Source organism: Azospirillum sp. A29 (assembly GCF_042604625.1).
Classification (GTDB): Bacteria; Pseudomonadota; Alphaproteobacteria; order Azospirillales; family Azospirillaceae; genus Azospirillum; species Azospirillum palustre.
In genome coordinates, this window is the sequence record NZ_CP170470.1 from 519,756 (window position 1) to 543,148 (window position 23,393).

General features: G+C 68.6%; 20 protein-coding genes. 9 read left to right on the forward strand and 11 right to left on the reverse strand.

Annotated elements, in window-relative coordinates:
• Positions 1–261: 261 nt before the first annotated feature.
• A complete protein-coding gene (locus tag ABNQ38_RS38180; protein WP_377811636.1) occupies positions 262–2,823 on the forward strand; it encodes a DUF4347 domain-containing protein in 2,562 nt (853 codons plus the stop codon).
• Positions 2,824–2,974: 151 nt separating this feature from the next.
• Here the strand turns inward: ABNQ38_RS38180 and hydA are convergent, their stop codons facing one another.
• Genes hydA through ABNQ38_RS38205 form a run of 5 tightly spaced genes read right to left on the reverse strand, consistent with a single transcriptional unit; the run spans position 2,975 to position 9,128 of the window.
• Positions 2,975–4,417: a dihydropyrimidinase gene (gene hydA, locus ABNQ38_RS38185; RefSeq protein WP_377811637.1), complete on the reverse strand. Its 1,443-nt coding sequence runs from the start codon at positions 4,415–4,417 to the stop codon at positions 2,975–2,977.
• A 14-nt stretch (positions 4,418–4,431) separates the two neighbouring features.
• Entirely contained in the window at positions 4,432–5,157 is a 726-nt protein-coding gene (locus ABNQ38_RS38190; RefSeq protein WP_377811638.1) for a TetR/AcrR family transcriptional regulator, read from the reverse strand.
• A 45-nt stretch (positions 5,158–5,202) separates the two neighbouring features.
• Positions 5,203–6,474, reverse strand: a complete 1,272-nt coding sequence (locus tag ABNQ38_RS38195) for a Zn-dependent hydrolase (protein WP_377811639.1) — start codon at positions 6,472–6,474, stop codon at positions 5,203–5,205.
• 39 nt (positions 6,475–6,513) lie between these two features.
• On the reverse strand, positions 6,514–7,800 hold the full coding sequence (gene preA, locus ABNQ38_RS38200; protein WP_377811640.1) for an NAD-dependent dihydropyrimidine dehydrogenase subunit PreA: 1,287 nt from the start codon (positions 7,798–7,800) through the stop codon (positions 6,514–6,516).
• Between the two features lie 17 nt (positions 7,801–7,817).
• Positions 7,818–9,128 (reverse strand): NAD(P)-dependent oxidoreductase, encoded by a 1,311-nt coding sequence (locus ABNQ38_RS38205; RefSeq protein WP_377811641.1) that lies wholly within the window; start codon positions 9,126–9,128, stop codon positions 7,818–7,820.
• 344 nt (positions 9,129–9,472) lie between these two features.
• Between ABNQ38_RS38205 and ogt the strand changes: the two genes are divergently transcribed.
• Positions 9,473–10,021, forward strand: coding sequence for a methylated-DNA--[protein]-cysteine S-methyltransferase (gene ogt / locus ABNQ38_RS38210; protein ID WP_377811642.1), 549 nt, complete (start codon positions 9,473–9,475; stop codon positions 10,019–10,021).
• Between the two features lie 14 nt (positions 10,022–10,035).
• Here the strand turns inward: ogt and ABNQ38_RS38215 are convergent, their stop codons facing one another.
• A complete protein-coding gene (locus ABNQ38_RS38215; protein WP_377811955.1) occupies positions 10,036–12,081 on the reverse strand; it encodes an FAD-dependent oxidoreductase in 2,046 nt (681 codons plus the stop codon).
• Between the two features lie 296 nt (positions 12,082–12,377).
• Between ABNQ38_RS38215 and hyi the strand changes: the two genes are divergently transcribed.
• The 3 genes from hyi (at position 12,378) to ABNQ38_RS38230 (ending at position 15,500) form a co-directional block, all read left to right on the forward strand.
• The gene (gene hyi / locus ABNQ38_RS38220; RefSeq protein WP_377811643.1) at positions 12,378–13,184 is read left to right on the forward strand and encodes a hydroxypyruvate isomerase; all 807 of its coding nucleotides are present in this window, start codon (positions 12,378–12,380) and stop codon (positions 13,182–13,184) included.
• Positions 13,185–13,220: 36 nt separating this feature from the next.
• Positions 13,221–14,105, forward strand: a complete 885-nt coding sequence (gene glxR / locus ABNQ38_RS38225; RefSeq protein WP_377811644.1) for a 2-hydroxy-3-oxopropionate reductase — start codon at positions 13,221–13,223, stop codon at positions 14,103–14,105.
• 117 nt (positions 14,106–14,222) lie between these two features.
• Positions 14,223–15,500, forward strand: coding sequence for a glycerate kinase (locus tag ABNQ38_RS38230; protein WP_377811645.1), 1,278 nt, complete (start codon positions 14,223–14,225; stop codon positions 15,498–15,500).
• A gap of 64 nt (positions 15,501–15,564) precedes the next feature.
• On the opposite strand, the gene ABNQ38_RS38235 is transcribed toward ABNQ38_RS38230, so the two are convergent.
• Together ABNQ38_RS38235 and ABNQ38_RS38240 are read right to left on the reverse strand one after the other, a co-directional pair.
• Positions 15,565–16,548 (reverse strand): NAD(P)H-quinone oxidoreductase, encoded by a 984-nt coding sequence (locus ABNQ38_RS38235; RefSeq protein ID WP_377811646.1) that lies wholly within the window; start codon positions 16,546–16,548, stop codon positions 15,565–15,567.
• The gene (locus ABNQ38_RS38240) at positions 16,545–17,096 is read right to left on the reverse strand and encodes a hypothetical protein (protein ID WP_377811647.1); all 552 of its coding nucleotides are present in this window, start codon (positions 17,094–17,096) and stop codon (positions 16,545–16,547) included. Before ABNQ38_RS38240 ends, ABNQ38_RS38235 begins: the two co-directional genes overlap by 4 nt.
• A 121-nt stretch (positions 17,097–17,217) precedes the next feature.
• Here ABNQ38_RS38240 and ABNQ38_RS38245 point away from each other — a divergent pair, with 121 nt between their 5' ends.
• Entirely contained in the window at positions 17,218–18,153 is a 936-nt protein-coding gene (locus ABNQ38_RS38245) for a LysR family transcriptional regulator (RefSeq protein ID WP_377811648.1), read from the forward strand.
• Positions 18,154–18,234: 81 nt separating this feature from the next.
• Here ABNQ38_RS38245 and ABNQ38_RS38250 read toward each other — a convergent pair whose 3' ends face one another.
• On the reverse strand, positions 18,235–18,990 hold the full coding sequence (locus ABNQ38_RS38250; RefSeq protein WP_377811649.1) for a cyclic nucleotide-binding domain-containing protein: 756 nt from the start codon (positions 18,988–18,990) through the stop codon (positions 18,235–18,237).
• Between the two features lie 60 nt (positions 18,991–19,050).
• Positions 19,051–19,683, reverse strand: coding sequence for a TlpA family protein disulfide reductase (locus ABNQ38_RS38255; protein ID WP_377811650.1), 633 nt, complete (start codon positions 19,681–19,683; stop codon positions 19,051–19,053).
• 89 nt (positions 19,684–19,772) lie between these two features.
• Here ABNQ38_RS38255 and argH point away from each other — a divergent pair, with 89 nt between their 5' ends.
• From argH to lysA, 3 genes are read left to right on the forward strand one after another with little or no spacing between them, the layout of a single operon-like run.
• A complete protein-coding gene (argH, locus tag ABNQ38_RS38260) occupies positions 19,773–21,221 on the forward strand; it encodes an argininosuccinate lyase (RefSeq protein ID WP_377811651.1) in 1,449 nt (482 codons plus the stop codon).
• Entirely contained in the window at positions 21,218–21,424 is a 207-nt protein-coding gene (locus ABNQ38_RS38265) for a hypothetical protein (RefSeq protein ID WP_377811652.1), read from the forward strand. Before argH ends, ABNQ38_RS38265 begins: the two co-directional genes overlap by 4 nt.
• Positions 21,425–21,456: 32 nt before the next feature.
• Complete coding sequence (gene lysA, locus ABNQ38_RS38270) at positions 21,457–22,716, forward strand: diaminopimelate decarboxylase (RefSeq protein ID WP_377811956.1); 1,260 nt, start codon at positions 21,457–21,459, stop codon at positions 22,714–22,716.
• Positions 22,717–22,791: 75 nt separating this feature from the next.
• Here the strand turns inward: lysA and ABNQ38_RS38275 are convergent, their stop codons facing one another.
• A complete protein-coding gene (locus ABNQ38_RS38275; protein WP_377811653.1) occupies positions 22,792–23,217 on the reverse strand; it encodes a TerB family tellurite resistance protein in 426 nt (141 codons plus the stop codon).
• Positions 23,218–23,393: the final 176 nt, after the last annotated feature.

Genomic DNA, 23,393 nt, shown 5'->3' on the forward strand with positions numbered 1-23,393 from the left:
GAATTGGTGGTAGCTACCAAGCGATGTCCCCCAATCTGGAAAAAGAGTGGCAAGCCGCCGCAACAGGCCCGACCGGCCGGATGGCGTCGAAATCGAAAGAGACCGCACCGCTTTCGCTATGACGGAGAAAACAGATCGCCCGGCCGGAGTGGATGCTTCCCAAGGAATGATGGGCTTATTGGATGTTGTTCGGTGGACATGATCCCGTACATCACAGAAAGCGCAAACGACTTCCAACAATTCCCCAGAAAGGGGTTTTTCATGCACGGGATCATTCTTGCCGACGCCGATCTGGCCGACATCGATGCGCTGATCGGCCGGCACGCGCCGGACGTGACGGTGGTCCGGGTCGCCGCGGACGAGGACGCCCTGGGCCTGCTGGCCGACGCCCTGGAGGCCGCCCGCGAGGCTGGCCCGGCGGCGGTCCACCTGATCGCCCATGGCGCGCCCGGTGTAGTGAAGCTGGGGGCGACGCCGCTCGACACCAGTGCCCTGTTCGACCGCCGCTGGCCCGATGCGACCGGCTGCGAGATCCTGATCCATGCCTGCGACGTCGGCGCCGGACGCAACGGCCGCCGCTTCGTGGAGCGTCTGGCCGCCGTCACCGGTGCGCGCGTCGCCGCCGCCAGCCACCCGGTCGGTCATGCGGACCAGGGCGCGACCTGGGATCTCGACGTGGTGACCGGCCCGATCCTGGCGGCCCGCCCGTTCGCAGGCGCCGAGGCCTGGCCGCACCGGCTCGGCTACAGCGGCACCGCCACCAGCGGCAACGACACGCTGATCGGCGACAATGGCGGCAACACCATCAACGGGCTGGCCGGCAACGACAGCATCGTCGGCGGCACCGGCAACGACAGCCTGATCGGCGGCATCGGCAACGACACGCTGGTCGGCGGCGGCAACACAGGCCAGTCGGCTGGCGACACCATGAATGGCGGGCTGGGCGCCGATCACTATGTCGGCGGCAGCGGCTTCAACATCGTCACCTACGAGAACGCCACCAGCGGCCTGACGCTGGACCTGACCAACGGTGCCAACAACACCGGCGAAGCGGCGGGCGACACCTTCGTCAACATCCAGCGCTGGATCGGTTCCGAATATGCCGACAGCCTGACCGCCGGCGACACCGCCGTCTGGTTCTGGGGCCATGGCGGCAACGACGTCGAGCATGGCGGCGCCGGCAATGACACGCTGGAGGCCGGCGACGGCAACGACAGCGTCTTCGGCGGCGGCGGCAACGACCTGATGTACGGCCGCGCCGACAACGACCAGCTGCACGGCGAACTCGGCAACGACACGGTGGCCGGCGGCGGCGGTGCCGACCTGATCTACGGCGATGCCGGCAACGATTTGCTGAAGGGCGACTGGGAGCGCGACACCGTCTATGGCGGCGACGGCGACGACACCATCCTCGCCGGCATCGTCAGTTCCGGCAGCTACGCCCAGACCCAGAACGATCTGATCTATGGCGATGCCGGCAACGACCGCTACATCGTGGTCAGCCAGTACGATGCCGGGACGGTCAGCTTCGACGGCGGCGCCGGCACCGACACGCTGGAGCTGCGGTCCGACAACCTGACCAGCTACAACGGCTACAATCTCGAATATTACAACGACGTCGCCACGCCGAAGATCGACATCAGCGGCATGACGCTGACCAGCGTCGAGACCCTCGCCCTGACCGGCAGCCAGCGCCACACCGTGACGATGACCGCGGCCCAGGGCAACGGCTTCGGCAGCATCACCGGCGCCGTCACCGGCGACGCCTTCGCCATCGTCGGCGCCGCGCTGTCGGGGACGGTCGGCAGCGGCAACGGCAGCACGCTGACTGCCGGCAAGGTCCAGGCTGAGACTGTGAACGGCGTCACGCTGGTCCATGTCGGGCTCGACGGCACCGCCGGGTCGGACCTGACTTTGCGCATCGCCGGCAGCTTCGCCGCGTCCAGCATCAGCCTGTCCGGCAACACCATCACGCTGGGCCAGGGCGGTGGTTCGACCGGCGGCGGCGATACGGGGGGTGGCAACACCGGCGGTGGCAATACCGGCGGCGGGACGGGCGGCCAGACCCTGACCGGCACCGACGGCCGCGACTATCTGGCCGGCGGCAGCGGCAACGACACCATCATCAGCAACGCCGGCGACGACTACATGATCGGCGGCGCCGGCAGCGACACCTTCGTCTTCAAGCCGGGCGACGGCTGGGATTATGTCGGCGACTTCCAGGCCGGCAGCGGCGGCGACGTGCTGAACGTCGCCGGCTGGGGCGGCTTCAAGGACTTCGCGTCGGTGATGGCCGTCACCGTGCAGGACGGCGCCAACACCGTCGTCAACTTCGACAACAACAACAGCGCCATCCTGGCCAACGTCACCCGCAGCAGCCTGACCGCCGCCAACTTCTCCTTCACCGCGACCGGCGGCAGCACTGGCGGTGGCACCGGCGGGTCCACCGGCGGCACGCCGGGCCAGACCATCACCGGCACCTCGGCCGGCGAGTATCTGGCCGGCGGCAGCGGCAACGACACCATCACCGGCAATGCCGGCAACGACTACATGATCGGCGGCGCCGGGCGCGATACCTTCGTCCAGCATGCCAGCGACGGCTGGGACGTCATCGGCGACTTCCAGGCCGGCAGCGGCGGCGACGTGGTCGACATCCGCAGCATCGCTGGCTTCACCAGCCTGAACAGCGTGCTGACCCACTCGACGCAGGACGGCGCCGACCTGTCCATCGACCTCGGCGCCTTCAACTCGATCAAGCTGATGGGCGTCGACCGCAACAGCCTGACCGCGGAGAACTTCCTGTTCGCCAGCTCGGTGGGGTAATCGGGGCATGACGTAAAGCCCCTCTCCCCTTGCGGGAGAGGGGTTGGGGTGAGGGGGATGCGTGATGGGATTTTAACGAGAATCCATGCCGTGCCTCCCCCTCACCCTAACCCTCTCCCCGAGGGGAGAGGGGATTTTGGGCACTATCGCTTTACCGCTCCACCGCGACCGGGACATTCAGGGCGTTGCGCTTCGCCACCGCTTCGTAGACCGGCGGGAAGGCGGGGCGGTTGATGTAGCGGCCGGCACCGCGCACCGCGCGGCTCTCGCCCAGCGCGTGGACGATGCGGCCCTGGCTCAGCGTGTAGGCCGGGGTGCCGGTGACGGTCATGCCCTCGAAGATGTTCAGACCGACCTTCTGCATCTGGGTCTTGGCCGAGATGGTCTTGGTCGCCTTCGGGTCCCAAACCACCAGATCGGCGTCGGCGCCGACGCTGACCGAGCCCTTGCGCGGGTAGAGGTTGAAGATCTTGGCGGCGTTGGCGGAGGTCACCGCGACGAACTCGTTCATCGTCAGCCGGCCGGTGTTGACGCCGTGCGTCCACAGCGCGGTCATGCGGTCCTCGATGCCGGCCGTGCCGTTCGGGATCTTGGTGAAGTCGTTGCGGCCCATCGCCTTCTGCTCCGCGCAGAAGCAGCAATGGTCGGTGGCGGTGGTGTGCAGGTGCCCGGCCTGGAGACCGCGCCACAGCGCGTCCTGATGCTCCTTCGGGCGGAAAGGCGGGCTCATGACGTGGCCGGCGGCGAAGTCCCAATCGGGGTTGCGGTAGACCCCGTCGTCGATCAGCAGATGGCCGGCCAGCACCTCGCCGAACACGCGCTGGCCGTCATTCTGGCCGCGCTCGATGGCGGCCAGCGCCTCCTTGGCCGAGACATGGACGATGTAGACCGGCACGCCGAACACCTTGGCGACCTGGATGGCGCGGTTGGCGGCCTCGCCCTCGACCTCCGGCGGGCGGGAGAGCGGGTGCGCCTCCGGACCGGTCAGTCCCTGGGCCAGCAGCTTCTTCTGGAGCTGGAAGACCAGCTCGCCGTTCTCGGCATGGACGGTGGGGATCGCGCCCAGTTCCAGGCAGCGCTGGAAGCTGTTCACCAGCGTCTCGTCGTCGGCCATGATAGCGTTCTTGTAGGCCATGAAGTGCTTGAAGCTGTTCACGCCATGGTCGGCGACCAGCGTGCCCATGTCCTTATGCACGCTCTCGTCCCACCAGGTCACGGCGACGTGGAAGCTGTAGTCGCCGGCCGCCTTCTCAGCCCAGCCGCGCCAGGTGTGGTAGGCCTCCATCAGGCTCTGCTTCGGGTTGGGGATGACGAAGTCGATGATCGTCGTCGTCCCCCCGGCGAAGCCGGCGGCGGTGCCGCTGAAGAAATCCTCCGTCGTCACCGTGCCCATGAAGGGCAGTTCCATGTGGGTATGCGGATCGATGCCGCCGGGCATGACGTAGCAGCCGCCGGCATCCACCGTTTCGGCCCCCGCCGGCACGTCGAGCGTGTCGCCCACCGCGGTGATGAGGCCGTCCTGGCAGAGGACGTCGGCACGGCGGGTTTGCTCGGCGGTGACGACGGTGCCGCCGCGGATCAGGATGGTGGACATGCTCGGGCGCTCCCTCAGAGGATCGGTTGGGCGGAGTGATCGGGTGTTTCGGAGGTTGGCGTTTCAGGGGTTGGCGTTTCGGGCGTTTCAGGCTCCGGCAGTCCGGCGGCGCGCAGGACCAGCCGCAGCACCTCCGCCGTCATGGCGGCGAAGTCCTGGCGGGTCAGGGTCCGGCGACCCAGCACCTTGCGGATCTGGATGTCGAAGTCGGCGTAATGCTGGGTCACCGCCCAGATCATGAACAGGAACTGTCGGGCGTCCACCGGAGCCATGCGGCCGGCGGCGACCCAGCCGTCGATCACCGCGGCCTTGGCATCGACCAGCGCTTTCAGATCCTCCGCCAGGAAGCGTTCGACCTGGGTGCCGCCATGCAGGATCTCGTTGGCGAAGACCTTCGACGCATGGGGCCGGGTGCGCGAGACCTCCATCTTGGCGGTCACGTAGGCGGTCAGCGTTTCCGCCGGATCGGCGTCGGGGGTGAAGGACGCGATCGGCGCCAGCCACATCCGCAGGATGTTGTCGAGCACCGCGCGGTAGAGGTCGTCCTTGGTGCCGAAATAGTAATGCAGGTTGGCCTTGGGCAGGCCGGCCCGCTCAGCGATGTCGGCCATGGTGGCGCCGGCGAAGCCGGCCTCGGCGAAGACGCGCTCGGCCGCCTTCAGGATGCGCTCGACGTTCTCACGCCGGATGCGCCCCTGGGGCTGAGTGGTGTCCGTGGTTTCGGCAGCCGTTCGCGCCATCGCTTTCGCCATCGCTGTTGCTGGGGCCCTCTCACCGGGAGCGTATCACTCCGCGGACGCTTTCACCTGCTCCGCCATGGCGTTGGCGCGGTCCAGCACGGCGTGCAGCAGCACCTCGCAGCCGGCGGTCGACCATTCCGGGGTCGTCTCCTCGACCTCGTTGTGGCTGATGCCGTCGATGCAGGGAATGAAGACCATCGCCGTCGGTGCGACCTTGGACAGGTAGCAGGCGTCATGGCCGGCGCCCGAGACGATGTCGCGGAAGCTGTGGCCGGTGCGCTCCACCCCCTTGCGGACGGCGGCGACGCAGCTTTCGTCGAACTTGATCGGGGCGTAGTACCAGATCTGCTGGAACTCGGTCTCCAGCCCGATCTCGCCGGCGATGCGCTCGACTTCGGCGCGCAGCTCGCCGTCCATCGCGGCGAGGATGCCGTCGTCGGGATGGCGGAAATCGACGGTGAAGAAGACGCGGCCAGGGATGACGTTGCGGCTGTTGGGGTGGATCTGCATCAGCCCGACAGTGGCGCAGGCCAGCGGGCCGTACTTTATGCCGATGCGGTTCACCGCATCCACCACGCGGGCGGCCCCCAGCAGGGCGTCCTTGCGGCGGACCATCGGGGTCGGGCCGGCATGGGCCTCCTGGCCGGTGAAGGTGATCTCGTACCAGCGCTGGCCCTGGCAGTCGGTGACGACGCCGATGGTCTTGCCTTCGATCTCCAGGATCGGACCCTGCTCGATGTGGGCCTCGAAATAAGCGCCGACCTTACGGCCCCCGACCTCCCGGTCGCCGGCATAGCCGATGCGGGCCAGTTCCTCGCCCATCGTCTTGCCGTCGAGGTCGGCGCGCGACAGGCCGTAGTCCAGATCGAACACCCCGGCGAAGACGCCGGACGACACCATGGCGGGGGCGAAGCGCGAGCCCTCCTCGTTGGTCCAGACTGCGACCTCCACCGGGGCCTCGGTGACGTAGTTCATGTCGTTCAGGCTGCGCACCACCTCCAGCCCGGCCAGCACGCCATAGACGCCGTCATATTTGCCGCCGGTCGGCTGGCTGTCGAGATGGCTGCCCATGATGACGGGCGGCAGGCTGTCGTCGCGGCCGGGACGGCGGGCGAAGATGTTGCCCATCCTGTCGACGGAGACCGTGCAGCCAGCCTCCTCGCACCAGCGCACGAACAAGTCGCGGCCCTGTTTGTCGAGGTCGGTCAGCGCCAGCCGGCACACGCCGCCCTTGGGCGTGGCGCCGATCTGCGCCATGTCCATCAGGCTCTGCCACAGGCGCGAGCCGTTCACGGCGACATTCTGCGGGGTGGACATGTTGCTCTCTCCTGAACGTCGTTCTTGTTCGGCGGCGTTTTATTCGGCGGCGGCTTCGGGGACGCGCATCGGGTTGCGGGCGTCGTTGGGCCAGGTGACGTAGGGCAGGTCGGTCTGCTCCGGCACCATGGTGATGCAGTCCGGCACCGGGCAGATGTGGCTGCACAGGTTGCAGCCGACGCACTCCTCGTTGACCACGGTGAAGACGCGGCGGCCATCCCCCTGGTCGATGCGGATCGCCTGGTGCGAGGTGTCCTCGCAGACGATGTGGCAGCGGCCGCAATCGATGCACAAGGCGGGGTCGATCACCGCCTTGGTCGAGAAGTTCATGTTCAGGTCGTTCCAGTTGACGACGTTGCGCACCGCCCGGCCGCTCAGCTCGTCCAGCGTCCAGTATCCCTTCTCGTCCATCCAGTTGGACAGGCCGCCGATCATGTCCTCGACGATCTTGAAGCCGTAGGTCATCGCCGCGGTGCAGACCTGGACGTTGGTGGCGCCCAGCGCCAGGAACTCCGCCGCATCGCGCCATGTCGTGATGCCGCCGATGCCGCTGACCGGCAGGCCGCGCGTGTCGGGGTTGCGGGCGATTTCCGCCACCATGTTCAGCGCGATGGGCTTCACCGCCGGGCCGCAATAGCCGCCATGGCTGCCCTTGCCGTCGACCACCGGGGTCGGCGCCATGGCGTCGAGATCGACCGCGACGATGGAGTTCACCGTGTTGATCAGCGACACCGCGTCGGCGCCGCCGCGCTTGGCCGCTTCGGCCGACCACAGGATGTTGGTGATGTTGGGGGTCAGCTTGACGATCACCGGCAAATTGACGGCGTTCTTCACCCAGCGGGTGACCTGCTCGACCATCTCCGGCACCTGCCCGATGGCGGAGCCCATGCCGCGCTCGCACATGCCGTGCGGGCAGCCGAGGTTGAGTTCCAGCCCGTCGGCGGCTCCCGTCTCGGCGATGCGGCGGGCGAGGTTGGCCCAGGCCTCCTCCTCGATGCGGGCCATCAGCGAGACGACCATGGCGCGGTCGGGCCAGTCGCGCTTGACCTCGATGATCTCCTGCAGGTTCACGTCGAGCGGCCGGTCGGAGATCAGCTCGATGTTGTTGAAGCCGATCATCCGGCGGTCGGTGTCGAGATGCGCGCCGTAGCGGCTGGAGACGTTGACCACCGGCGGGTCCTCGCCCAGCGTCTTCCAGACGACACCGCCCCAGCCCGCCTTGAAGGCGCGGACGACGTTGTAGGCCTTGTCGGTCGGCGGGGCCGACGCCAGCCAGAAGGGGTTGGGGGAGCGGATGCCGGCGATGGTGCTGCGAAGATCGGCCATGATGTGGCTCCCTTTCCTCAGGCGGTCAGGTGGCTGTGGATGGCGAGGGCGGCGAGCTTGCCGTCCTGCACGGACTGGACCGTCAGATCCTCGCCCGTGGCGACGCAGTCGCCGCCGGCCCAGACCTTGGCAAGCGTCGTGCGGTAGGCGCCGTCGATGGCGATCTTGCCGCCGGTGACCTCAAGGCCGGACAGGGCGTCGGCCGACAGTTTCTGCCCGACCGCCTTCAGCACCATGTCGGCCTGGAGGGTGAAGGTCTCGCCGGTGCCGCACAGCTTGCCGTCGCTCAGGCAGGTACGCTCGAAGGTGATGCTGGTCTCGCCGATCTCCTTGGGAGCGGCGAAGGTCTTGAGGACCACGCCCTCGGTCTGCGCCAACTCCTGCTCCCAGGCGGTGGCGCCCATCTGGGCCCGGCCGCGGCGGTAGACCAGGGTGACGTCCTCCGCGCCCAGGCGCTTGGCCTGGATGGCGGCGTCCACCGCGGTGTTGCCGCCGCCGATCACCACGACGCTGCGCCCTACTGCCGGCGGCTGGCCAGGAAGGGCCTGACGCACCCGTTCGATGAAGGCGGTGGCATCCTCGACACCCGCACGCTCCTCGCCGGGGATGCCGAGACGGTTGTTGGAGCCGAGACCGACGCCAAGGAACACCGCGTCATAGTCGGCGCGCAGGCTATCGAGCGACAGGTCGGCGCCCAGCCGGCGGCCATGCTCCACCGTGATGCCGCCGACGCCGAGGATGAAGGCGACCTCGCGCTGGGCGAAATCGTCGGCCATCTTGTAGGGGGCGAGGCCATATTCGTTGAGGCCGCCGGACTTGGCCTTCGCCTCGAACACCGTCACCTCATGGCCGAGCGTGGCGAGGCGGTGTGCGCAGGACAGGCCGGCCGGGCCGGCACCGACCACGGCGACGCGCTTGCCGGTGGCGGCGGCGCGGGCGAAGGGGTGGGCCGGTTCACCGTCGATCAGACGGTCGGTGGCATGACGTTGCAGCCGGCCGATGGCGACGGGGCGGTCCTCCGCCCGGTTGCGGACACAGGACTGTTCGCACAGCGTCTCAGTCGGGCAGACACGGCCGCAGGTGCCGCCCATGATGTTCTCCGACAGGATCGTCGTCGCGGCACCCTTCAGGTTGCCGGTGGCGATGGAGCGGATGAAGGCCGGGATGTCGATCCCGGTCGGGCAGGCCTTGATGCAGGGCGCGTCGTAGCAGAACAGGCAGCGGTTCGACTCGGCCAGCGCCTGCACCGGCGTCATCGCCGGGGTCAGGTCGGCGTAGGGCGAAGCCAGCTGGTCTTCGGTTGTGGCAAGCGTAGCGATCAGGGTCATGGCGGATGGCTTCCCTTCGGTCGCAGAGCGGCGTGTCTACCGAAGCATCAGCAACCCGCGTGCCAAGAGAACCAACCAGCACTGCCAACGGAGACGGGCGGCGGAAAAGCTGACTGTTCGGTCAGAAATTGACGGTATGGACAGGCATGGCTTCATCATGCCAGCCATGCGGATTGCACGCAACTCAGCCTTTTGGCGCCTCTTTTGGCGGCGATACGCAAGAAACGCATGGGAATTCGCGAAGTAGGAATCAGGAAATTACGCCGTATCAAAGGGTTGCATCGCAGGTGCGCTGCCTTCAATTTCGGCAGCGCACCTATGCAACCGGGATAGGAGGTGCCGCCATGCCCGCTTTCTCAAGCCTGCTGATCGACCGCACCGCGACGCCCATCGGCGAGTTGATCGTGGTGGCGGACGGGGACGGCGCCCTGCGCGCCATCGACTGGACCGATCATGAGGACCGGCTGCACCGGCTGCTGCGCCTGCACCATCCAGGCGGCTACGAGCTGCGGCCGGCCGGCGATCCGGGCGGGCTGACGCAGGCGATGGATGCCTATTTCGCGGGCGAGCTTGCCGTCATCGACCGGCTGCCGGTCCGCACCGGCGGGACGCCGTTCCAGCGCGCGGTGTGGGCGGCGCTGCGCGGGATTCCCTGCGGCGGCACCGTCAGCTACCGCGAATTGGCGGCGCTGGCCGGGCGTCCCGCGGCGGTGCGGGCGGCGGGACATGCCAACGGCGCCAACCCGGTCGGCATCGTGGTGCCCTGCCACCGGGTGATCGGATCGGATGGAACGCTGACCGGCTATGGCGGCGGGGTGGAGCGCAAGCGCTGGCTGCTGATGCATGAGAGAGCGGCGGCAAATCCCGCTTTCGCGGGGATTACGGTCGAATAGGTTCCAGCCGCCCCCTACAGCTCCGCCGCCAGCTTGGTGCCCTGGGCGATGGCGCGCTTGGCGTCCAGTTCGGCCGCGACGTCGGCGCCGCCGATCAGGTGGACGGCGATGCCGGCGGCTTCCAGCGGGGCGTGCAGCTCGCGCAGCGGCTCCTGCCCTGTGCACAGGACGATGCTGTCCACCGCCAGCGTCTGCACCCGCTCGCGCTTCTCGCCGAAGCTGACGGTCAGCCCCTCGTCGTCGATGCGCTCGTAATTCACGCCGGACAGCGCCTGGATGTTCTTCATCTTCAGCTGCGCCCGGTGGATCCAGCCGGTGGTCTTGCCCAGCCCGGCGCCGGGCTTGCTCGCCTTGCGCTGGAGCAGCACGACCTCGCGGGCTGGCGGCGTCAGGTGCGGGCGGATGCCGGCGACGCCGCCGCGCGCCTCGGCCGGGTCGGCGACCCCCCATTCGGCCCGCCACAGCGCCGGCTCCAGGCTGGGCGACGGCGCTTCCTGGACCAGAAATTCGCTGACGTCGAAGCCGATACCACCGGCGCCCACCACGGCGACGCGCCGGCCGACCGGCTTGGCACCGCGCAGCACGTCGATGTAGGTCAACACCTTGGGATGGTCCTGGCCCGGGATCTTCGGGTCGCGCGGCACCACCCCAGTCGCCAGCACAACGGCGTCGAAGCCGGCCCCGGTCAGCTCGTCGGCCCCCACCCGCCGCCCCAGATGCAGCGCCACCCCGGTCTCCGCCAGCCGGTGACGGAAATAGCGCAGCGTCTCGTGGAACTCCTCCTTGCCGGGGACCAGCTTGGCCATGTTGAACTGGCCGCCGATTTCGTCGGCCGCGTCGAACAGGTGCACCTCGTGCCCGCGCTCCGCCGCCGTGGTGGCGCAGGCCAGCCCGGCCGGCCCGGCGCCGACCACGGCAACGCGCTTGCGCTTGGCGGCGGGCGCGATCACCAGCTCCGTCTCGTGGCAGGCGCGCGGGTTGACCAGACAGCTCGCCGTCTTGCCGGAGAAGATATGGTCCAGGCAGGCCTGGTTGCAGGCGATGCAGGTGTTGATCGCTTCCGCCTTCCCCGCCCCCGCCTTGGCGACGAAATCCGGGTCGGCCAGGAAGGGGCGCGCCATCGACACCATGTCGGCCAGCCCATCGCCGATCACCGCGTCGCCGACCTCGGGCGTGTTGATGCGGTTGGTGGTGCAGAGCGGGATCGACACCGCCTCTTTCAGCTTCCCCGTCACCCAGGCGAAATTGGCGCGCGGCACGCTGGTGGCGATGGTCGGCACCCGCGCCTCGTGCCAGCCGATGCCGGTGTTGATGATGGTGGCCCCCGCCCGCTCGATGGCTTGGGCGAGCTGCACCACCTCTTCCCACGTGCTGCCGTCGGGGATCAGGTCCAGCATCGACAGGCGGTAGATGATGATGAAGTCGCGCCCGACCGCCTCGCGCATGCGCGACACGATCTCGACCGGGAAGCGCATGCGGTTCTCGTAAGCGCCGCCCCATTTGTCGGTGCGCTGATTGGTGTGGGTCACCAGGAACTGGTTGATCAGGTAGCCTTCCGACCCCATCACTTCCACCCCGTCATAACCGGCCTCGCGCGCCAGCTCGGCACAGCGGACATAGGCGCGGATCTGGCGCTCCACCCCCCTGGCGGTCAGGGCACGCGGGGTGAAGGGGGTGATCGGCGACTTGATGCGCGACGGCGCCACCGACAGCGGGCTGTAGGCATAGCGCCCGGCATGCAGGATCTGCAGCGCGATCTTGCCGTCTTCAGCATGGACCGCGTCGGTGATGACCCGGTGCGCCCGTGCCGCCCCATGCCGCGCCAGGGTGGAGCCGAAGGGCGACAGCCAGCCCTCCACGTTCGGCGAGAAGCCGCCGGTCACCATCAGCCCGACCCCGCCGCGCGCCCGCTCGGCGAAATAGGCGGCCAGCCGCGGGAAATGGCGGCGCCGGTCCTCAAGCCCGGTGTGCATCGATCCCATCAGCACCCGGTTCTTCAGCACCGTAAAGCCGAGGTCGAGCGGGGCCAGCAGATGCGGGTAGGGCTGGGAGCCGGGCATGGTCACGGGACGCGTCCTCCGGTTATCGAACCCGCGCTTCTGGCGGCGCTGGGCAGGCTGATGATTGGTGGCGCGAATCCTAATTCAGGGTGACGTATGCGTCAATCAGGTTCCGCAGCATCCGCCAGCGCCCCTGGAGGGCCAATCGAGCCCCGATCATTCGCGCACCCCGCTTTCCGCTGTGTGAAAAAGCCGTTCGGCGAACTGGCTCAAGGGCCTGCGCGGCGGTCAAGCTCCCAACCCAAGGGCCGCCCCTCCATCCTCGGCGGCCGATTTGCGTAACCGGGAGTTCGGTCATGGTGCAGTTCGCCGCCAACCTGACGATGCTCTACAACGAGCATCCCTTCCTCGACCGATTCGCCGCGGCGGCCGATGCCGGCTTCCGTGGGGTCGAATACCTGTTTCCCTATGATTTCGCCGCCGACGCGCTGGCCGAGAAGCTGCGCCAGCATGGGCTGACCCAGGTTCTGCACAATCTGCCGGCCGGCAACTGGAGCGGCGGCGAGCGCGGCATCGCCATCCTGCCCGACCGGGTGCAGGAATTCCGCGACGGCGTCGCCCGCGCCATCGACTATGCCGGCACGCTGGGCTGCAAACAGGTCAACTGCCTCGTCGGCATCCTGCCGCAAGGGAGCACCGGGGGGGCCGATGCCGCCACGGCGGAGAGCACGCTGACCGCCAACCTCGCCTATGCCGCCGACGCGCTGGCCGGTGCCGGCATCCGGCTGCTGGTCGAGCCGATCAACACCCGCGACATCCCCGGCTTCTACCTGACCCGCACCAGGCAGGCGCTGGACCTGATCGCCAAGATCGGCTCCGACAATCTCTTCGTGCAGTACGACATCTACCACATGCAGATCATGGAAGGCGATCTGGCACGCACCATCGAGGCCAATCTCGCCCGCATTGCCCATGTCCAGCTGGCCGACAACCCCGGCCGCTTCGAACCGGGCACCGGCGAGATCAATTATCCCTTCCTGTTCAAGCATCTGGACGCCATCGGCTACAGCGGCTGGGTCGGCTGCGAATACAAGCCGAAGACGACGACGGACGAGGGGCTCGGCTGGTTCGCCCCCTACAAGACCGAACCGGCGCACGCCTGAGACGCCCCCATCCAATCAAAGAGAAGGACTACCGCTATGAAGGTCGGTTTCATCGGTCTCGGCATCATGGGCACCCCGATGGCGGGGCATCTGCTGGACGCCGGTCACACGCTCTACGTCCACGACATCAAGCCGGTCCCGGCCGAGCTGACCGATAAGGGCGCCATCCCCTGCCCGAGCGGCGCGGAGGTCGCGGCGGCGGCCGAGGTCATCATCACCATGGTGCCGGACACCCCCCATGTCGGCGCCGCCCTGTTCAGCGAGACCGGTGTGGCCGCCGGCCTGTCGGCGGGCAAGATCGTGGTCGACATGTCCTCGATCTCCCCCATCGAGACCAAGGAATATGCCAAGCGCATCAACGATCTCGGCTGCTCCTACCTCGACGCTCCGGTGTCGGGCGGCGAGGTCGGGGCCAAGGCCGCCTCGCTGACCATCATGGTCGGCGGCCCGCAGGAGGCCTTCGACACGGTCAAGCCACTGTTCGAGAAGATGGGCAAGAACATCACGCTGGTCGGCGGCAACGGCGACGGCCAGACCACCAAGGTCGCCAACCAGATCATCGTCGCGCTGACCATCGAGGCGGTGGCCGAGGCCCTGCTGTTTGCCTCCAAGGCCGGGGCCGATCCGGCCAAGGTCCGTCAGGCGCTGATGGGCGGCTTCGCCTCCTCGCGCATCCTGGAGGTCCATGGCGAGCGGATGATCAACCGCAACTTCACCCCCGGCTTCCGCATCGAACTGCACCAGAAGGATCTGAACCTGGCGCTGAACGGCGCCAAGGCGCTGAACCTGTCGCTGCCGCACACCGCCAGCTGCCAGCAGCTGTTCAACGCCTGCGCCGCGCAGGGCGGAGCCGCCTGGGATCATTCCGGCATGCTCCGCGCGCTGGAACTGCTGGCCGGGCACGAAGTCGGGTCGAAGTAAGGGGTTGGGGGCGCCGCCGGCCGACGATGCTGCCGATGGCGCCCCACCCAAACCATTGGCCTGCCAACCATTCGCGTGCATTCTAAGCGCCCCGCCCTCCAAGACGCCCGAGCGACCATGACCTCCACCGCCCCCAATGCCGACGCCCTGCTCCACGACCTGTTCCAGGCGGCGCTCACCGCGGTGACCGCCGAAACCCGGCTGCCGGCGGCTTTGCCGAAGCCGCCGAAGGGCCGCACGGTGGTCATCGGTGCCGGCAAGGCGGCGGCGGCGATGGCGAAGACGGTGGAGAACCACTGGCCGGGGCCGCTGACCGGGCTGGTCGTCACCCGCTACGACCATGACCTGCCGACCGAGCGGATCGAGGTGGTGCAGGCCAGCCACCCGGTGCCCGACGCCGCCGGGCAGGAAGCGGCGCGGCGCATCGTCGACATGGTGCAGGGGCTGACCGCCGACGACCTCGTGCTCTGCCTGATCTCCGGCGGCGGCTCCGCCCTGCTGGCGCTGCCGGCCCCCGGCATCACGCTGGAGGACAAGCGCGCCGTCGCCAAGGCGCTGCTGAAGAGCGGCGCCGACATCGGCGAGATGAACTGCGTGCGCAAGCACCTGTCGGCGGTGAAGGGCGGCCGGCTCGCCGCCATGGCCCACCCGGCCCGCGTCGTGTCGCTGCTGGTTTCCGACGTGCCGGGCGACGATCCGTCGGTGATCGCCAGCGGCCCGACCGTGCCCGACCCGACCAGCTTCGCCGATGCCCGCGCCATCCTGGCGAAATACGGCATCACCCCGCCGCCCGCCGTCGCCGCCTTCCTGGAGGCCGCCGAGGACGAGACGCCGAAGCCCGGCGACCCGCGTCTGGCCGGCGCCGAGACCACCATCATCGCCACCCCGCAGGACGCGCTGGAAGCAGCGGCGGCGCTCGCCCGCGACCGTGGCTACACCCCGGTCATCCTGGGCGACGCCATCGAGGGCGAATCGCGCGAGGTCGCCAAGGTCCATGCCGGCATCGCCCGGCAGGTTGCCCGCCACGGCCAGCCGGCCCCGGTCCCCGCCGTGATCCTGTCCGGCGGCGAAACCACCGTGACGGTGCGCGGCCAGGGCCGCGGCGGCCGCAACGTCGAATTCCTGCTGGCGCTGGCGGTGGCGCTCGACGGCCATCCCGGCATCCGGGCGGCGGCCTTCGACACCGACGGCATCGACGGGACGGAGGACAATGCCGGCGCCGTCCTGCGCCCCGACACGCTGAAACGGGCCGAGGCGATGGGGCTGGATGCCAAGGCCTTCCTCGCCAACAACGACGGCTACAGCTTCTTCAAGGCGCTCGGCGATCTGGTCGTCACCGGCCCGACGCGGACCAACGTCAACGACTTCCGGGTGATCGTCATCGATCCGGCCTGACCGATGGCGACCGGTATCGACCGGCAGATGCCAATACTGGAAGAGGTGCACCTCTGACGGCCTGCTAAGGCACTGTAAGCACGATCTTCCCGAAACCGCCGCCGCGCTCCATCGCCTCGTGCGCCTGCACGACGTGCGCCAGGGGAAAGACCTGCGAAACCACGGCGCGCAGGGTGCCGGAGGCGACGAGCGGCAGCATGCGGTCGGCAAAGCGCTGAACCATCGCGCGCTTCTCATCCGGCCGCCGCGACTTCATCACCGTTCCCACCAGCCGCAGATGGTTGTGAAGAAGCAGGCCAAGAGGAATGGACGCATCGCCTCCGCCTCCCATCAGCCCGACCTGCACCAGGATCCCGCCCGGCCGCAGGCTGCGCAGGTTGGCGGCGAGCGTGCTGCCGCCGATGAAATCGACCACCGCGTCGAGACCCTGGCCTGCCGTGAAGCGCCGGGCCTCCGCCGCGAAATCCCCCGACCGGTAGTCGACCACCGCCTCGGCACCCAGCGAGAGGACATCGCCGAGGCGACCGGCGCCGGCGGTCGCCAGCACACGGCCCCCCAAGGCGCGGGCGACCTGCACCATGGCGGAACCGACGCCACCCGCTGCCGCGTGCACGAGCATGGTCTGGCCGGTGCCGAGACCCGCCAGATGTCCGACGACCTCATAGGCGGTGACGAAGGATTCCATCACCGCCGCCGCCTCGATGAAGCCGAGATGATCGGGCATGCGGACAGCCAGCGCCTGATCGACGCGCGCGACCTCCGCATAGGCACCGCCGCCGGTGATCGCCATCACCCGGTCGCCGCGACGGAACTCGGTCACCGCTTCGCCGACCTCCAAGACCTCGCCGGCCAGTTCCAGCCCGAGAAGCGGGCTGTCGCCGTAACTCTCCGTTCCATAGACCCCCTGCCGCTGTAGAAGATCGGCCCGGTTCACACCGGCGGCACGCACCCGCACCAGAAGATCCGTCGGCCGGATCTCCGGGGCCGGCACTTCGGCGAGGCGGAGAACATCCGCCCGGCCGAAGTCCTGGAAAACCGCGGCCTTCACTTCACTCCCTCCAGCGCCCGCGCTTCGGCGCGCCGCGCGATGCTGGCGGCGAAAAGGGGAGTCTCGCGCCGGTTATGGTCGCCGCCGGCGGCTTGACGGGCGGCGGCAGCGGCTTCGTAGGACAGCTGATGCGCCTCCAGAAATTCCATGAAGGCGTCCGTGGGATGCGCGGTCACCCGGTTCGTGTAGCGCGTCCGGCCATTGTCGATGGCTTCGGCCATCAATTCCCACACGACATTGACCTGCGTGCGGCCATTCGCCGTGAAGACGTCCGAGATGGAGTTCATCCGCACATAGGCCGGGCCGGCTTCTTCGGCCACGTAATGCTGGACCACGAGGCCGGTCCCGATCATCTCGACATTGATCGACATCCGGCGGCCGTCGTCGGTCGTGGTGATGCCGGCGGCGATATGGTCGGGCGCGCAGCAGCGCTGATATTCGGCCTCCGGCAGGGAAAACAGCCATTCCTCGATGTCCACCTGATCCAGCGGCACGTCGATCTCGGCCGAATAGGCGGATTGGGACAGGATGCGATCCAGAACTTTCATTGTACTCTCCATTTCGCTCCGGTCGGGCTCCAGCGCCCGGCTCGTGGAATGGACCTTACCCAGCCTCCGCAGGTGCGAGAATGCAGGCGGATCTCGAAACCTTTTTGCCGGGAACGCAAAGATGATCGATCCACGCTTCGCAGAGCATTTGACGGTCTTCGTCGACGTGGTCCGGGGCGGCAGCTTCTCCAACGCAGCGCGGCGGCGCGGCTTCACCCCCTCCGCCATCGCCCGCCAGATCGACGCGCTGGAACACAGCGTCGGCGTCCCGCTCTTCGTCCGCTCGACCCGCGCCCTGGCAATGACCGATGCCGGCGAGCGGCTCTTCGAACGAGCGCAGCGGCTTCTGGACGATCTGGCCGACACCCACGCGGAAATCGCCGCCTTCGACGGCGCGGTGACCGGCGTCTTCCGCCTGGCCTGCTTTCCCACCTTCGGCAAGCGCTACGTGATCCCGGCGGTGGAGGCGGTGATGCGGGACCATCCCCGGCTGACCGTCGAACTCGATCTGACCGAACGCCTGGCCGACCCGGTCCTCGAGCGTCTCGACGCGGTGATCCGCATCGGAGAGCTGGCGGACAGCACGCTCATCGCCACCCGTCTCGCCGGACAGAAAAGGCTCCTCGTCGCTTCGCCGGATTACCTGTCGCGCAATGGGGCGCCGACCGACCGCGCCTCGCTCGCCGCTCACCGGCTGATCGACAAGCTACATGGCGCCGATCTGCTCGGCTGGGCGGACGTGCTCGGCCATCCGGCGGGGTATCGGCAGGATGCCAACGGCGTGGTCTTCCGCTGCGACGACTTCGAGGCGATGCGGGGCGCGGTCCTCTCCGGAATCGGCATTGCCTTTCTGCCGGATTGGGTCGTGGGGGCCGACGTTCGCGCCGGCGCCCTCCTGCGCCTGTCCCTCGACAGCGAATCCGGGGCCGAATCCTGGAATGCGGCGGAAACCGGCATCCACCTGCTGCGCGCCCTGGCGCAACCCTCCGCGAAATTCCGGGTGGTGAGCGCCGCCATCCGCACGGTGATCGGTGCGCCGCCGGTCTGGGCTTCCTGATCCCGATTCTCCGCAGCGACGGCCGCCACCCTCCTCACCGGCGCCGCAGCCCCTGTAAAGCGACGCTCGACGGAATTGCCGCTATTGCGCTTTCTTCGTCAGCTGCGCGATGTAGATCCGCGCCAGCGACTTCAGGATCGGCGGCATCGCCGCCACCGCCTCCTCGAAGCTGCGCTTGTCGATCACCTCGCAGATGCCGCCGCTCACCGCCACGGCGGTGACGTCGGGCGGCCGGCCGGTCAGGAGATAGATCTCGCCGAACAGGCTGCCCGGCCCGAAGCTGGCGATCTCCTCGCCCAGCGTGCCGCGGCCGGGGCGGAAAGCCACGCGGCCGGACTGGATCAGGTAGGCGGCGTTCACCGGGTCGTTGGGGCTGAAGAAGACATGCCCCTCGCGGATCATCCGGCGGTCGACCACCTTCTGGAACGAGTTTGTGGAGCGGAAATCCACCGCGTTGCCGACCCGCTCGGTCGGCGACAGGCCATAATCGCGGCGGATGGCGGCGATCAGGCTCTGCAACAGGTACGACGCCAGCGGCGGGCTGCGCTTCAGCAGGCTGCGGAAGGCGTCCCGCGTCACCTCGACGCACGTCACCTCGGTCAGCGCCCGCACGGTGGCGCTGCGCTCGCCATCGTCGATCAGCGCCATCTCGCCGACCACCGCCCCCTTGCCGACCACCCCCAGCCGCCGGATGCTGCCGTCCGCGGCGGTCAGCAGCACCTCCAGCTCTCCGGATTCGATCAGCCATGCCCGGTCGCCGCGCTCGCCCTGCCGCATCATCACGATGCCGGGACCGATGCCGTAGCGCTTGGGACCGGAAGAGGCGGACTGCGTCATTGTGCGGCTCAGAACAGGCGGAACAGTGAAGCGTCAGAATACCCTATCGCCGAAAAGCCGTCAGCCGCCTGTCTTCATCACCCCGCCGCGGTCACGGGCCGGTCCGCCGCCATGACCAAGGAACTGGCGCAGGAAGGTAACGACCTCCGGCGAATCCCACTCCACCGCCCCCTCGACGCGGCCAAGCTCGCGCCCTTCCGGATCGACCAGGATGGTGGTGGGCAGGCCGCGCAAGGACAGCGCCTTCATCGACTCCGACGCCGGATCGAGGAACACCGTCAGATGCTCCACCCCGGTCTTCTTATAGAAGGGCTCCACCGCCGTCCGCCCGCCGCGGTCCAGCGACAGCGCCACCACCTGGAAGGCGTCGCCGCCCAGCTGGGCCTGGAGCCGGTCGAGCGACGGCATCTCCTTCACGCACGGCCCGCACCAGGTCGCCCACAGGTTCAGCAGGATCACCCGGTCCTTGAAATCGGCCAGATCGACCCGCCGCCCCTCGGCATCGACGAAGGACAAGGGCGGCATCGGCTTGGGCTCCGCCCCCTTGAACTTCTCCAGCTTGTCGGCACCGGTGGAGGCGACGGGCGTGGCCGTCAGCCCGGCATCGGGCGCGCCCAGCCGCACCACCTCCGGCGTGCCGGCACCGGGGTTGGGCGCCGCGCCGGCGCTCCACCACAGGCCGGCCCCGGCCATGCACACACAAACCGTTGCGACCGCCGTCAAAGTCCGCATACTCACGCTTCCTCGCTCCCCTTCACCCGAATGCCCCGGTATCCGTCCCCATGAGCGCCGATCAGACCACGCCGACTTCCGCCGCCCCGACCGGTGCCCCCACGGGCTCTGCCGCACCCGCCGCCAGCCAGATGTGGGGTGGGCGATTCGCCCGCGGTCCCGCCGCCATCATGGAGAAGATCAACGCCTCCATCGGCTTCGACAAGCGGCTCGCCGACCAGGACATCGCCGGGTCGAAGGCCCATGCCGCGATGCTGGCCAAGCAGGGCATCATAACCCAGGCCGACGCCGACGCCATCATCGGCGGGCTCGACCGCGTAAAGGCAGAGATTGACGCCGGCAGCTTCACCTTCAAGGTGGAGCTGGAGGACATCCACATGAATGTGGAGGCCCGGCTGGCCGAACTGATCGGCGAACCGGCCAAGCGCCTGCACACCGGCCGCTCGCGCAACGACCAGGTGGCGACCGATTTCAAGCTGTGGGTGCGCGACGCCATCGACCGGACCATCGCCGGCCTGACCGCGCTCCAGACCGCGCTGATCGACCTGGCGGAGCAGCACACCGGCACGGTGATGCCCGGCTTCACCCATTTGCAGGCGGCGCAGCCGATCAGCTTCGCCCATCACCTGCTGGCCTATGTCGAGATGTTCGGGCGCGACCGCAGCCGCTTCCGCGACGCCCGCTGCCGGCTGAACGAATGCCCGCTGGGCTCGGCGGCGCTGGCCGGCACGCCCTACCCCATCGACCGCTTCATGACGGCGGAGGCGCTGGGCTTCAACCGGCCGACCGCCAACTCGCTGGATGCGGTGTCCGACCGCGACTTCGCGCTGGAATATCTGTCGGCGGCGTCGATCTGCGGCATGCACCTGTCGCGCTTCGCCGAAGAGATCGTGATCTGGTGCTCGGCCCAGTTCCGCTTCATCAAGCTGTCGGACGCCTTCACCACCGGCTCGTCCATCATGCCGCAGAAGAAGAACCCCGACGCGGCGGAGCTGGTGCGCGCCAAGGCCGGCCGGGTGATCGGCAGCCTGAACAGCCTGCTGATCGCCATGAAGGGCCTGCCGCTGGCCTATTCCAAGGACATGCAGGAAGACAAGGAGCCGGTGTTCGAGGCCGATGACACGCTGGCGCTCTGCATCGCCGCCATGGAAGGCATGGTGCGCGACATGCAGCCCAACGTCCCGGCGATGCGCGAGGCGGCCGACCGCGGCTTCCTGAACGCCACCGACCTCGCCGACTGGCTGGTGCGGGAACTGGACATGCCGTTCCGCGAGGCGCACCACGTCACCGGCCGCGCCGTGAAGGCGGCGGAGGACCGGCGCGTCGGCCTGACCGACCTGACGCTGGCCGAGTTCCAGGCCATCGAGCCGCGCATCACCGAAGCCGTCTATCCGGCGCTGAGCATCGAGGCGTCGCTGAACAGCCGCACCAGCTTCGGCGGCCCGGCCCCCGTCCGCGTGCAGGAGGCGGTGAAGGCCGCCCGGGAGCGTTTCCTGTGATCAGCCCTCTTCCCCGCTCCGTCACCCTGACCGTCCTCGCCCTGGCCGGCGCCCTGGCGCTGGCCGGCTGCGGCAAGAAGCCGAAGGCCGTCGACAGCCCGGTTCCCGAAGGGCAGGTCGATCCCTTCCCCCGCACCTATCCCAACCCTTCGCTGGACCCGAAGCCCGGTAAGCCGGCCGGTTCCGGAGTCCAGTTCCCATGACCGCCCGCACCGCGTCTCCCAACGGATCTCCGATGAGCGTCTTCGCCTACCGCAACGGCGTTCTGCACGCCGAATCCGTGTCGCTGGAGGATGTGGCGCGGGAGGTGGGCACCCCCTTCTACCTCTATTCCACCGCGGCGCTGGAGTCGCACTACAACGCCTATGCCGGCGCCTTCGCCGGCCAGGATGCCGGCGTGTGCTACGCGCTGAAGGCCAACTCCAACCTCGCCGTCATCCGCACGCTGGCGAAGCTGGGGGCCGGCGGCGACGTGGTGTCGGTGGGCGAGATGAAACGGGCGCTGGCCGGCGGCATCCCGCCCGAGCGCATCGTCTTCTCCGGCGTCGGCAAGACCCGCGACGACCTGCGCGCCGCCCTTGAGGCCGGCATCCACCAGATCAACGTGGAATCGGTGCCGGAGCTGGAGGCGCTGAGCCAGATCGCCTCGTCCATGGGCGTGGAGGCAGACATCGCCTTCCGCGTCAACCCGGACGTCGACGCCAAGACCCACGCCAAGATCGCCACCGGCAAGAAAGAGAACAAGTTCGGCATCGACTACGACCACGCGCGCGAGATCTACCGCCGCGCCGCGGCCCTGCCGGGCATCAAGCCAGTCGCCATCGCCGTCCATATCGGCTCGCAGCTGACCGACCTCGCCCCCTTCCGGGCGGCCTACGAGCGGGTTGCGGCGCTGCTGCACCAGCTGCGCGAGGACGGCCACGACATCCAGCGCCTGGATCTCGGCGGCGGGCTCGGCATCACCTACAAGAACGAGGCGCCGCCCGATCTGGCCGACTATGCCGCGATGGTGCGCTCGATCACCGGCAATCTCGGCTGCCGGATCACGCTGGAGCCCGGCCGCTCGCTGGTCGGCAATGCCGGCATCCTGGTCAGCCGCGTCATCTATGTGAAGCAGGGGCTGCACCGCCGCTTCGCCATCGTCGACGCGGCGATGAACGACCTGATCCGCCCGTCGCTGTACGACGCCTACCATGGCATCGTCCCGGTGGCGGAGCCGGCCGCAGACGCCGCTGCCGAGCCCTACGACGTGGTCGGCCCGGTGTGCGAGAGCGGCGACACATTCGCCGTGCAGCGCCCGCTGCCGCCGCTGGCCGACGACGACCTCGTCGCCTTCCTGTCGGCCGGCGCCTATGGCGCGGTGATGGCCTCGACCTACAACACCCGGCCGCTGGTGCCGGAGGTTCTGGTCAACGGCGACCGCTTCTCCGTCATCCGCCCCCGCCCCACGGTGGAGGAGATGCTGGCGGCCGAGCGGGTGCCCGACTGGCTGTGAGGGACTGGCCGTAAAGGGCTGGCTGTAAATGACGTCGCCCCCTTCCCGTAAAAGCCAAGGAGGGGGCGATCCTCGTCACGCGTCCAGCACGAACCGGGCGTTCTTCGCCGTCAGCGCCTCGAAATAGGGGCGCAGGGTCGCGTCGTCGAAGCCAAAGGCCTGCTGGAAGCGGATGATCAGGTCGCGCTCGCCCTGCTCCGCCTCGCCGTCGGCCATGGCGCTGTCGATCATGTTCAGCAGGATGCACAGCCGCTGCTGCTGGTTCAGCTTCGGCACGACCTCGGCCAGGAAGCTGTCCGGCGGGGTGCTGCGCGCATATTTGAGGCAGCCGTCCAGTTCCTCCCGCGAGGCGCGGCGGCCGAGCACGGAGACCAGATGGCCGACCTCCTCCGGATCGATCTCGCCGTCCGATCCCATGCAGTAGACCAGCGACACCACCAGCGCACGGCGCGGGTTCATCTCCAGCGGCGCGTTGCCCTTGAACATATCGAACAGACCCATCTTTCGACCTCCCCAATGGTTCAGACGCCTGCCCATCTGGGCCTATGGGGCAAGCCGCGCAAGATGGGGGGCGGTGCTATTTTTCAAAGACTGCGGCGGAGGTTTCCGGCCCCGCAAGCCCCCTGAAACTGTCCGGCCATCGGGGCAAACCCCAGGGGTACGCGGCGTCGAATAGC